The organism is Clostridium sp. OM02-18AC (assembly GCF_003481825.1).
In the GTDB taxonomy this organism is placed as follows: domain Bacteria; phylum Bacillota; class Clostridia; order Lachnospirales; family Lachnospiraceae; genus Brotaphodocola.
The window spans coordinates 127104-138672 of sequence record NZ_QULW01000010.1 but is presented as its reverse complement, the minus strand read 5'-3'; the positions used below and the strand labels follow the sequence as shown (position 1 = coordinate 138672).

The following is an 11569-nucleotide window of genomic DNA, read 5'->3' as shown; positions in this document are numbered from 1 at the left end:
TAACTAATGACATATCTTATATCAGTTTTTTGAATTTACACAAAACTTGAAACGGTCTCGTTTTTTTTATTTATTCGGAAAATTTATCACTGTAACGAAGCTGCATATCTTCCCAATCCATGAACAATACATAAAATACTTTTCCGTATTGCTGGCTTTCTACGATTCTTCCATGATCAAGCACGGAAAGATAAGTTCCGTCAGCTTTTCGAAGATGAAAGTGAATATAGTCATTGTCATTGCCTGCGTCAATCTGTTCCCAGATACTTGTTTCAATCTGTTGTTGTTCATCTGGTCGGATCAGATTGCGGAACCTTTTTTGAGTAAGCCTGAATAGTTCATCCATGCTCTTATAACCAGTCATATGAAGAAATTCGTGGTTTGCATAAAAGAGCTCATCATCTTCTTTGTCTGCTCTGTATATGATAAATGCACCTGGAAGGTGTTCAGAGATATCCTTCAGCGCAAATCCAAGCTGTTTGCGCACTCCTGACTGGAGACCTTTTCTGTAAGCCATACATCCGTTTTTTCCATGCAGTTTTATTTCATAAAGAGCTGCATCTGCACATCGCATAAGCTGTGAATGGCTGGCTGCAAATGTTGGATATTCTGCATATCCGAGAGATATGTAAAATGCAACTTTTTTACCGTGATGTGAAAACGTTTTTGGAAGCTTAGTGAATTGCTGCAGCTGTTTATCTGCTTCATTAAAGGTACAATTTGGTAAAAGAATGCAGAATTCGTCACCACCATTTCTTCCAAGCAATGCATCGGATGGGAAAAAAGCTTTCATACTGTCTGCCAGACTTTTTAATGCTTTGTCTCCGTAACTATGGCCATAGATATCATTGACAAGCTTAAAGTCATCAATATCAAGGAGCGCAGCCACAAAATGTGTTTGTGGATTTTTAGAAATTATTTTTTCTGCTAATTCATCAAATCCATAGCGATTATAAATATTTGTAAGAGAATCTGTACGCGCCAGTATTTTATATTTGTTCTTGTGTTCTTTTGCTACCAGCCATACCCTAGTAAGCACTGACAGAAGAAGGCTTATAGTAAGAAATATTCCACTGATCATTATCAGTAGTGTGTTATTTCTCCATCCGGTTTTAGGAGTTATCTCAAACTTCCAGGTTTCATCTCCTATTATAAAAGCGTAAGAAACCGGATGAACTATTTGACCATTTGACTGATAAACCACTTTATAAGTATCACTCCAGGGAGTGTCTGTTTTTGAAATTTTGTATTCATATCCAAAATTTGAAAGTGCATTGACTGCATCTGAAAAAATATCCGGAACACGCAGGATAACAATGGTAAATCCCCAGAAATACTCTTGTCCGCCTTTATCTTTCAGGTAGACTGGATTGCGGACTGCAATTCCATAACCGCCCTGGTTTAATTTGAAGGGTCCCTGCGTAACAATTGTATGGTTATCTCTTGCATAACAGGAAATCTCTTTACGGTCTTTATCATGGAGCAGATCAATCTTACCTGCCTCATTTCCTTCAGCAGGATAAATATCTGTTACAACACCATTAGGAGCGAGCTGCATGCTTTCAATAGAATCAGACATAAGATTCCCGGCAATCGTGTCAAACTGATGGATTTCGCCATTTTCACTGATTAAGATCTGTTCCAAAGCATTTGTAATTTCAATTCCATCTGCAATTTCATTCTTTATGTGTTCACCATAGGTGGTTGCGTTTAATTGTGCCAATATGTGTCTCTGATTTTTTTCATGGGCGTCTGTTCTGTATACAATTAAACCAACAAGGCATATGCCCAGTAAAAAAATAATAAGAGGCACAAGTGTTTTTTTCTTCACTTGGTTCACCTCATTTTATTCATTGGAGTTTTTATAATAAAGCATTATATCATAGAAGTTGAAAAACGGAATAAGTTTTAAAAAAAATGACAGTATAATGACAATATGTTTTTGGGCGTTAAAACGGTAATGTTTTTCTTGTGTACAGAAACCAGTTTTTTGCATAAAATGAGGTGCACTGTCTGTCTGACAGTGCTTTTTATGATATTATTTCATAGACGTAATAATAATGATTTTATCAGGAAAGAATGAGGAAAATAAAAGTATAAAAAATGTAAAACGTTGTTTGATAGCAGTGGTGTCAGGTGTACTTGTTGTTGACAATGTGCTGATGGATTACCAGAAAACGGTGCTGTGTACAACAATTACTCGTGCGGAAAGTTCTCTTACAAACAAAATACAGGGAACCGGACTTAGAATGGCTATTACTAAGAATCTGGTTGAGGCAATGGGAGGTACCATTGATGTGGACAGTGGATTGGGACAGGGAAGGTGTTTTGAGGTTTTCATGGATCTGAAAATTGCAGAGGATAGAACGGTTACTCTGGCGGCACAAGAAGAAACAGATGAGCAGGATGGGAATATCCTTCAAGGAATGAGGTTCCTATGTGCAGAGGATAATGAACTGAATGCGGAGATCCTGATGGACATACAGATGCCTGTTATGAATGGTTATGAGGCAACGAAAGCAATCCGCAGAAGTTCCCATAAACTGGCAAAGACGACTCCGATCATTGCCATGACTGCCAATGCATTCTCAGAAGACATTCAGCATTCCCTTGCGGCTGGCATGAATGCACATGTTTCAAAACCGGTTGAAATGGATACGGTACTGTTTTCTGATACGATACAGAAGAATCTGCAATATGCCAGAGAGAATGCAACGATGGAACAATTGGAACAGGCAGTACAGATGAGCTGCAGCAAAGAAATGATCCACGCTCTGCCGCAAGGCTATCATAGCGTGCTGGAGGTGGGAGGAAGAAACATCAGTCAGGGACAGAGGCAGTTATTGGCCATTGCAAGGACTTTTGTGGCAGATCCAGGCATTTTAATCCTGGATGAAGCTACATCCAACGTGGATACCCGCACGGAGAAAGCAATCCAGAGTGCCATGCACAAGATTATGGAAAACCGCACGAGTATCGTCATCGCCCACCGGCTGAGCACGATCCGTGATTCGGATTTTATCGTTGTTATGGACCAGGGAAAGATTGTGAAACAGGGTACCCACGAGGAACTTTTGGAGCACCATGGGAAGTATTACAGCCTGTACATGACTCAGTTTGACGGTTTTGCTACATGAGTAGCCAGGCGATCATTCTTTTTTCCAGTGTTTTGGCTGGTACCGCATATCAGATACATTATAGATGGTAATGAAAGCGAGCGGATCTTCCCGGCTGATGTACTTCATGAGCTTCTGGTATTCACTCTTATCTACAATGGTGATGATCTCGTTGTGCTTTTCCATGTTGTATGCGCCGATCGCTTCGTAGATGGTGGCACCGCTGTGCAGCTCATTGATAATAAACTGCCGAAGCTTTTCTTCCTTTTTTGTAATGATGCACACGCGCCGCTTTACGTTATGATTGAAAATAAAGTGATCCAGGATGATGCCGTTGAAATAGGTGCCGAGAATGCTGAGAACAACCGTTTTCTTGTCGTAGACCAACGCTGCAGACAGCGCTACGCACATGCCGGATAAGGACATGGCCCGGCCGAGGTCCATATGAAGGTATTTGTTCATGATCTTGGCTACAATATCCAGGCCGCCAGAGGATGCGTTCCGGTTAAAAAGAATGCTTAATCCGATACTTACGACAAGAATATAGCAGAGGACATCGAGCTCCTGGCTGTCTGTCAGGGAGCCAATTCCTGGGAATAATGTCTCAAAACAGGCAAGAAAGACGGGGAGCATAATGCTGGTGTAAACAGTTTTGGCTCCGAATTCTTTTCCGCAGGTAAAGAAACCGATGATGAGGAGCAACACGTTTAAGATCATCGTGATCGCGGAAAGTGAGAGCGGGACGAAGTTGGAAAGTACAATGCCAAGGCCGGAAATACTGCTGACAGATGCATGGCTTGGGAGCAGAAAAAAGTAAACAGCCGCTGCGATGATGGCCACGGCCATGGTCAGAACAGCGGTCTCTTTCGCCAGGGATAAAGGATTATGATGTTGATTCATGACAGACCTCCAAAAACAAAAATGATCCAGTTTATTTTATCACGGAGAAACCGGTGCGGCAACCTCCAATTCGGTATTACTTTAGGATAACAAACCATGAGCCTCCACTTCAGGTATAAACTTAAGTGGAGGCTCATGGCTTTTCGTTATTATTTTACTTCAACCAGTTCAATCTTGAAATTCAGCTCTTTTCCAGCCATTTCGTGGTTGGCGTCGAAGGTGATAACAGTTTCTGTTTTTGCGGTTACACAAACTGGGAACTGCTGACCGTTCTGGTTTGCCAGATAGATACGCTGTCCTACCTGCAGTTTCTCAGAACCAGGAAGATCTGCAATCTCAACTTCAAAAATAGCATCCGGGTTTGGCTGTCCATATGCTTCTTCCGGCATCAGATGGATCTCCTTAACTTCTCCAACTTCCATGTCTGCAACAGCAGCGTCAAAGCCTTTGATCATCTGTCCGGCGCCGCAGACAAATTCCAGCGGTTCGCCGCGGTCGTAAGAAGAATCAAACTGGGTTCCATCGTTAAAAGTTCCCTTGTAATGTGTGCGGCAGGTTTTGCCGACATTGCGTCCTGTGATTGTATCCATAGATATTTTCCTCCGTTTAATTCATGCATCTTTCAGTATACTAAAAAAACAGTGAAATGGAAAGAGAAATAATAATTACAATTGGAACAAAACGTGTTATCCTATGTTTAGAGAGGAAGGAGAAAAAACATGGTTCATGCACTTACAGTACAGTCGGTAATTTTAAAAACTACAATTTTTACACCACCCTCCCGCCTGATCAACACCAACGAGTTGACTGCAGCGGTTGGTATGGCGTATCAAAAGGCGGGAGCTGCATTGCCTGATGTATCGGTCGGATATAAGATTTCAGAGTTGATCCATAATATTCCGCAATCCGTGTTTGACGCAGCGGGAGAGAAACTGACGGGGGCGATTCAGAACTATGTTTACCGCGATGAAGATGAAGTCACGGAGGATGCACGGATCACATTGCGGATGGGATACGAAGGAAATACGAAAGGCTAGGTCACGCCTTGTAGTGCTTGAGCCGGTATAATTTCATGGCAATTTCAATCAGGATCCGGTCGAACCACTGGAGGGAATAACCGAGGTTGATCGCGACTCTGGCTTCGGAGTAGCTTTTGGAAATATCGCGGATGTTCTCATAATACTGTCCGATCCCCAGCGTGATCGTGAATGGGCTGACGTGGGAAAGCTGTTTTTGCAGGCGTTTAAAGGTCTGTTCCAACTGATCGGCAAGTGTTTCCCGTTCTCCGGCGGGTACAGAGATAATAAATGCGATCAGATCACTCTGACGGAAATATTTGGCCTGTGGGAAGGTCTGGCGCATCTGACGGATGGAATGACGGAAGATGATCTCAGTTGCTTCTTCCAGCATCCGGTTTGTGTTGGAATCCAGCTGGTCGATAAAGTATTTTTTGATGTTGTTGATATCGACAACAGCGGCAAGTCCGCCATTTGTGAAATCCCATCCATAAAGTCTTGCACGGTTATGAATCTCAAGGTCTGCTTTGACGTTGTTTAACAAAAGGTCTTCCAAAAAGGAGGCCTTATATTTTTCTGCCATCTGCTGGTTGGCGATGCGGACCTGGCTGTGAAGAATCAGTACAATGCTGGCATACTCCAGGGCTGTCTGTACATGATTTTGTCTGTTAATCTGTAAATGGTCTTTTTCAAAGAGAAGAACCCCAAACGATTCATTTTTATTGGCAACATGATAAGAGTCATATTGCGTGAAAAATTCGCTTCCGATCATTTCCAGGTCGGCATCCTGAAGTTGTTTCATGAGCGGAGATGACTCATCAGAAAAGTAGATTTCTTTAAAATGCGTATCAAGAAAGGCACATACAATGCCGGTGAGCTTACTTAATGTTTTCAGAATTTCCGGCACGCTGCCGTTGTTGATGGCAAGTCCAAGAAATATTGGAAATATGCGTGTCCCCTGCGCAGCGCTGGCACTGGATGTGACGAAGAGTAAGAGCGGAACCATTCAGGCGGAAATTGTTTCTACCATGGCGATTTGCGGTTCCATCATTACAAATCTGGTGGCAACGACAAGTTTTGGACTTCTGATCCCAACCGTATTGAAGCTGTTTGTGCCGGTCCCGGCATGGATGGTGATCGTGTGTGCGGTGTTTGGCACACTGGGCATAGCACGCCTGATCTACAACAGTGACCAGAAAAAAGAAAGCACCGTAAAAGAAATGGAAGAAAACGCAGCAGAGGCGTAAGACTGCAGAAAGCAGACAGAAAATAAACGTCTGGACAGAAGTGGAAAAGCCTGGACAAAATGCAAAAATATGCAGAAAAGGAGATTATGGATCATGTGGGAAGAGTGTAGAGCGTTACAGGAATATATCGTGGGATTGCGCCGGGATCTTCACCAGATTCCGGAGGTTGGAAAAGATCTGCCGGAGACATCGGCATATGTGGCAGCAGAGTTGGATAAGATCGGAATTCCTTATGTACGTTCGGAAAAAGACAGCGGAATCTTAGCGGTGATTCAGGGAGGAAAGCCTGGGAAAACCATTTGCCTGCGTGTAGATATGGATGCGCTCGCAATTACAGAGGCGACCGGACTTCCGTTTGCTTCCAGACATGTTGGGTGCATGCATGCCTGCGGGCACGATACTCATACGGCAATGCTTTTAGGAGCCGGTAAGGTGCTGTGGGCGCATAAAGACGAACTGGACGGTACCGTACGGCTGATGTTCCAGACGGCAGAAGAGCAGTCCAGAGGTGCCGAAATCATGATAGAAAATTTGAATTAGTAAATTCCATGCGCTAAAAAGATGTGACGGAAATCTGCGGAATCTTGCCAAATGCCTTGTAATTCTGGAGGTTATTCTTTAGAATATCGTGGCTATGAATAAGATTAATCTGTTAGGCGGTGTTTCCTAAACAGAGGAACGTGCCGGGACTGTGTTGTTTTCCGAGATGCCAATGGGAGCAGAAAAGCAGACTGTTTTGTGGTAAAGGCCGGTCAGACCTCCAAAAAACTGGAAGATAATCAGGTGCGCAGTGTTTTCCTGACAAAATCGAGTGATTCCTCGTTCGCAGTAAGGCGGGATGATACCTTGTTATTGTCAATTTTAAATAAAACATTGACCACGTTGCCGCTCTCAAAACTTTCCGGTGCATTTTCCGTATATGAAAATGCTGCCAGAAGGGTGACCCTGGTAGAATTTGTAAAGGATAATCTTTTACTGGTTACAACGGTGTTCGCAGTGCTGAGTCTTTTGATCATACTGGTTATTCTTCGGCTGCTGATGAAAGGCAAAGAAGGCACTGGAACAGGCGGAGACTGCCAATGCGGCAAAGACAGAATTTGCAATGGACAATGATAATAATAGAACTGTAATATTTTAAGATTTTAACAGCAGAAAACCCTGCAGCTTTATGCAAAAGCCTGCAGGGTTTTCTGTCTTTTCCGGGACAGAAGTCCGAGAAAAAGTCCGATCACGGCAGGAAGAATCCAGCCGAGATTTAAATTATAAAAGGGAAGAAACTGTGCGGCAAACCCGATTGCTGCCTGCAAATGGAAGTGTGTCTGCATCGGTTCCGGGAGTGCTTTGAAAAAGTCGAACAGAGAGGCACACCAGGTGCATACGGTAACCCAGAAGTAGATCTTTGGGTTATGGTCAAAGTGTTTTCCGAACAGCGCCAGCAGGATCAGGGCAATGGCAGGCGGGTAAATAAGCATCAGGACCGGCACAGAATACCGGATGATGGTGGAAAGTCCTGCGTTTGAGATCAGGAAAGAAAATGCGGTAAAGAGTACAGCCCAGGCTTTGTAGGAAAGCCGTCCTGGAAACATTTTTTCGAAGGTTTCTGCGCAGCTGGTCACCAGTCCGATGGAGGTTTTTAAGCAGGCAAAGGTGATGGTGACAGCCAGGATCATAAGCCCGGCCCGGCCAAGGTAGTGGTTGGAAATCTGGGACAGGGCGATGCCGCCGTTTTCGGAGACAGCGAATAAGCCGAGAGACTGGGCACCCATGAGGATGGTCAGCATGTAGATGAAAGCCATCAGGAGTCCTGTCAAAATCCCGGAATGGAGCACTTCACTGGCAATCGCCGTATCATCCTGCACACCCATCTGCCGGATCACCTGAATGACTACGATGCCGAAAGCGAGACCGGCAATGGCATCCATGGTGCCGTAACCTTCGGAAAGTGCATGGAACAGGGCTCCATTCTCATAGGAAGCATCGGGTGCCGTGGAAAAGACCGGTGCGCCCGGGTGCAGCAGGGCAGATACAATGAGAATCGCCAGGAAAAACAAAAACAGCGGGTTGATGATCTTGCCGATCCAGAGCGTGATGTTGCCGGGGCGGAGGGAAAAAAACAGTACCAGTGCAAAGAACACTGCAGAAAAGAGAAACAGTGCCATGCGTGGGGATACTGCAGTGCCGAGCATGGGAGCAATGCCGGTCGTAAACGATGTGGTGGCACAGCGTGGAATGGCAAAGCATGGACCAATGGTTAAGTAGAGCAGGCAGGTAAAAAAGCAGCCGTACCGTTTTCCAACCCTGGAAGCCAGTGCCTGCAGGCCGTCTGAATGGGTGTTGCCGATGGCAGCAACACCAAGGATCGGAATGCCAACGGCGGTCAGGATAAAACCGATCATCGCCGGAAGCAGGTTTCGTCCGGCTAACTGACCTAAATGAACCGGAAAGATCAGATTCCCGGCACCGAAAAACATGCCAAACAGGGTGGTGGCTACCAACAGCCTCTGTTTGAAAGAAAGATGCATTTGTTTCATAATGGTTGAACACCTCAAATCTTTAAATTATTTATAATCGTTTTGTAATGTGAAGCATCAGCAAAATCGGTTGCTGACTTCGCAATGTGTGAGCAGTAGATTGATATTTATTGTACTGTCCATCTTGCGGTTTGGGAAATCCATGTTTATAATAGAAATATGACAAATTGTAATACCCTGTAAAGGAAAGGAACTGTGTAATGGATGCGAAGAAACTGGAAATCTTAATGACAGCAGTAGACTTAGGCAGCTTTTCCAGGGCATCGGAGGTGGTCGGATACACCCAGTCGGGGCTTACCCATCTGGTGAACAGCCTGGAGCGTGAAATCGGTTTTCCGCTCATCATCCGGAGCCACAATGGAATCGCCCTGACAGAGGAAGGGCGGGAACTGATGCCTGCGATTCGCCAGTTTTTGCAGGCAAATGCAAATCTGGAAAACCAGATCCAGAGCATCACAGAGAAGCAGACAGAAACGATCCGCATCGCGGCTTACGCCAGCATTGCCATGTTCTGGATGCCGGAAATCCTGTACCGCTTCCGCCGGATCTGCCCGAATGTCGATGTTGATCTGCGCATGGTGGATCATGCGCTGGAGCCATTTGAACTTTTACAGGATCACAAAACAGATGTGATCTTTGCCAGCAGGCAAAACTATGGGAACTGTGAGTGGACGCCCCTTTATCATGAATTACTTTACGCGATTCTGCCGAAGAATTATCCGCTTCATGGACGTACAGAATTCCCACTGAAGGAGTTTGAGGGAAAAGAATTCCTGATGCCGTATGGGCGGTTCGATATTGACGTGCATGCGGCTTTTCGCGCAGCCGGGGTGAAGGCAAAGGAACAGGCCGTGTATGTAGACGATGAGACACTGATCCGTATGGTGGGAAAGGGTCTTGGCATTTCCATGATGTCAGAACTGATGATCCGCGGCAATACTGATGATGTCTGTTGTGTCCCGGTCACGCCAAAGAGTATCCGCGAGCTTGGTATGGGAACGGAGAAGGGTGTGGGACTGCCGGAGAGCATGCGGAAGCTGAAAGCATGTGTGGTAGAATATACATCGCAGTTAAAAGGCAGAGATTTCCGCAACTGAAAATCCGGCAGTATGCAGTGCTGCTGGTTGGTTTTGCCGTTACGATCCACGCAGACATGCACGGGATCGGAAAAAGACCTTGACTTTTCTGCACAGAATAGCTAAAATGTTCCATAGATTATGGATGTCCGTTTCGGGCAGACATACCTGCAATCACAAATAAAACTAAGAAAAGCGAAGATCGTGTATTTAAGATCCTGTTTCCGGTCAGAGAGAAGAGGTCATCGGCTGTGAGCCTTTTTCCGTTCAGACAGGTATCCGAATTTCCCACGGGAGCTGCATTGCTGAATGGCGAGGCGCCGTAAACGCTGGCTGAGTAGGCATTGCCGTCTGGTGTACGTTACATACCGGAAAGTGTCTGCGGCAGTTTGTGTCTGTCTGCAGGAAGCTGGGTGGTACCGCGGTAAGAATTATCGTCCCTTTGCGCATTTGCGTAAGGGGATTTTTTTGTGCCTGAAATCCACTGGAACCTGCAAATTGCAGATTCGCTCTGATGTGGAAAAACGGCATGAAATTTCCCTGGGCGGGTGCGCAGGATTGCAAACATAAGTAGTAACTGCGCAGACCTATTGAACAGTTACCCTAAGTATCACAATATGAATAAAGGAGAAGAATCATGCAGGATTTAAAAGAGCTGAATGAAGTGATCGCTGCGATCAAAGAAGAGATCCGTCAGGGCGCAGATGCTCTGACCACTTCCAGAAGTGTCTATGAGTTCAAGAAGACCTTCCTGGACAATAAGCAGGGCCGGATTGGTCTTTTGATGAAAGAAATGCGCAATGTGGCAAACGAGCAGAAAGCGGAGTTTGGTAAGACTATCAACGGCGCAAAAGAGTGGGCAAACCAGTTCTTCGATGAGCTGGATCAGAATTTAAAAGAGAAAGAGCAGCAGCAGCGCTACGAATCCGAGAAGATCGATATTTCCATGCCGCCGGTTAAGATCCGTTACGGCAATCTTCACCCGGTAACCACCGTGCGCAACCAGTTGACCGACATTTTCGCATCCATGGGCTTTGAGGTGTATGAAGGAACCGAGATCGAGACCGATTACTACAACTTCACCGCGCTGAACACCCCGCAGGATCATCCGGCACGCGATATGCAGGATACCTTCTATCTGTCTCCGGAGTTCTTGCTTCGTACCCAGACTTCTGCCGGACAGGTTCATGTCATGGAAGCAAAGAAGCCGCCGATCAAGGTTGTTTCCCCGGGTAAGGTATTCCGTTCCGATGACGATGCAACCCACTCCCCGATGTTCAGCCAGATGGAGGGCCTGGTTGTCGATGAGGGCATTACCCTTTGCGACTTAAAGGGCATGCTGGACATGTTCGTACAGAGAATCTTCGGTGAGAGCACCAGAACCAGACTTCGCCCGTCCTACTTCCCGTTCACGGAGCCGTCTGTTGAAGTTGATGTCAGCTGCTTCCAGTGCGGCGGCAAGGGCTGCAGACTGTGCAAGGGCACCGGCTGGATCGAGGTCCTGGGTGCAGGCGTCGTAAACAAGAAGGTGCTGGAGAACTGCGGCATCGATTCCGAGAAATACAGCGGCTTTGCGTTCGGCCTTGGCCTGGAGCGTATTGCTATGTTGAAATACGGCATCAACAACATCAAGATGCTTTTTGAGTCTGATCTGCGTGTGCTGGATCAGATCGATGACTGATC

The 11569-nt window shown here is 45.6% G+C and carries 12 protein-coding genes; 7 read left to right on the top strand and 5 right to left on the bottom strand.

Annotation, left to right across the window (positions count from 1 at the left end; translation table 11 throughout):
- Positions 1–70: 70 nt before the first annotated feature.
- Entirely contained in the window at positions 71–1831 is a 1761-nt protein-coding gene (locus DXB18_RS08925) for a diguanylate cyclase (RefSeq protein ID WP_118707299.1), read from the bottom strand.
- A 229-nt stretch (positions 1832–2060) separates the two neighbouring features.
- On the opposite strand from DXB18_RS08925, the gene DXB18_RS16720 reads away from it, so the two are divergent.
- Positions 2061–3137, top strand: coding sequence for a response regulator (locus tag DXB18_RS16720; RefSeq protein ID WP_118707297.1), 1077 nt, complete (start codon positions 2061–2063; stop codon positions 3135–3137).
- A 12-nt stretch (positions 3138–3149) separates the two neighbouring features.
- Here DXB18_RS16720 and DXB18_RS08915 read toward each other — a convergent pair whose 3' ends face one another.
- Both DXB18_RS08915 and DXB18_RS08910 read right to left on the bottom strand, forming a co-directional pair.
- Positions 3150–4016 carry a YitT family protein gene (locus DXB18_RS08915; protein WP_118543357.1) on the bottom strand — a complete coding sequence of 289 codons (867 nt, stop codon included), beginning with the start codon at positions 4014–4016 and terminating at the stop codon, positions 3150–3152.
- Between the two features lie 149 nt (positions 4017–4165).
- Positions 4166–4606 carry a peptidylprolyl isomerase gene (locus tag DXB18_RS08910; RefSeq protein ID WP_118707295.1) on the bottom strand — a complete coding sequence of 147 codons (441 nt, stop codon included), beginning with the start codon at positions 4604–4606 and terminating at the stop codon, positions 4166–4168.
- A 129-nt stretch (positions 4607–4735) separates the two neighbouring features.
- Here DXB18_RS08910 and DXB18_RS08905 point away from each other — a divergent pair, with 129 nt between their 5' ends.
- The gene (locus DXB18_RS08905; RefSeq protein ID WP_118543359.1) at positions 4736–5053 is read left to right on the top strand and encodes a DUF3837 family protein; all 318 of its coding nucleotides are present in this window, start codon (positions 4736–4738) and stop codon (positions 5051–5053) included.
- 1 nt (position 5054) lies between these two features.
- On the opposite strand, the gene DXB18_RS08900 is transcribed toward DXB18_RS08905, so the two are convergent.
- Positions 5055–5834 carry a hypothetical protein gene (locus tag DXB18_RS08900; RefSeq protein ID WP_118707293.1) on the bottom strand — a complete coding sequence of 260 codons (780 nt, stop codon included), beginning with the start codon at positions 5832–5834 and terminating at the stop codon, positions 5055–5057.
- Positions 5835–5952: 118 nt separating this feature from the next.
- Between DXB18_RS08900 and DXB18_RS08895 the strand changes: the two genes are divergently transcribed.
- From DXB18_RS08895 to DXB18_RS08885, 3 genes are all read left to right on the top strand, one after another.
- Entirely contained in the window at positions 5953–6279 is a 327-nt protein-coding gene (locus DXB18_RS08895; RefSeq protein ID WP_347560874.1) for a hypothetical protein, read from the top strand.
- A gap of 93 nt (positions 6280–6372) precedes the next feature.
- Positions 6373–6819 carry a M20/M25/M40 family metallo-hydrolase gene (locus tag DXB18_RS08890; RefSeq protein WP_118707291.1) on the top strand — a complete coding sequence of 149 codons (447 nt, stop codon included), beginning with the start codon at positions 6373–6375 and terminating at the stop codon, positions 6817–6819.
- A gap of 198 nt (positions 6820–7017) precedes the next feature.
- Positions 7018–7392, top strand: coding sequence for a hypothetical protein (locus DXB18_RS08885; protein ID WP_118707289.1), 375 nt, complete (start codon positions 7018–7020; stop codon positions 7390–7392).
- Positions 7393–7445: 53 nt separating this feature from the next.
- Here the strand turns inward: DXB18_RS08885 and brnQ are convergent, their stop codons facing one another.
- Entirely contained in the window at positions 7446–8810 is a 1365-nt protein-coding gene (gene brnQ, locus DXB18_RS08880; RefSeq protein WP_118707287.1) for a branched-chain amino acid transport system II carrier protein, read from the bottom strand.
- Between the two features lie 200 nt (positions 8811–9010).
- On the opposite strand from brnQ, the gene DXB18_RS08875 reads away from it, so the two are divergent.
- On the top strand, positions 9011–9907 hold the full coding sequence (locus DXB18_RS08875; protein ID WP_118707285.1) for a LysR family transcriptional regulator: 897 nt from the start codon (positions 9011–9013) through the stop codon (positions 9905–9907).
- 616 nt (positions 9908–10523) lie between these two features.
- Positions 10524–11567: a phenylalanine--tRNA ligase subunit alpha gene (gene pheS / locus DXB18_RS08865; RefSeq protein ID WP_118543363.1), complete on the top strand. Its 1044-nt coding sequence runs from the start codon at positions 10524–10526 to the stop codon at positions 11565–11567.
- The last annotated feature ends 2 nt before the right edge of the window (positions 11568–11569 follow it).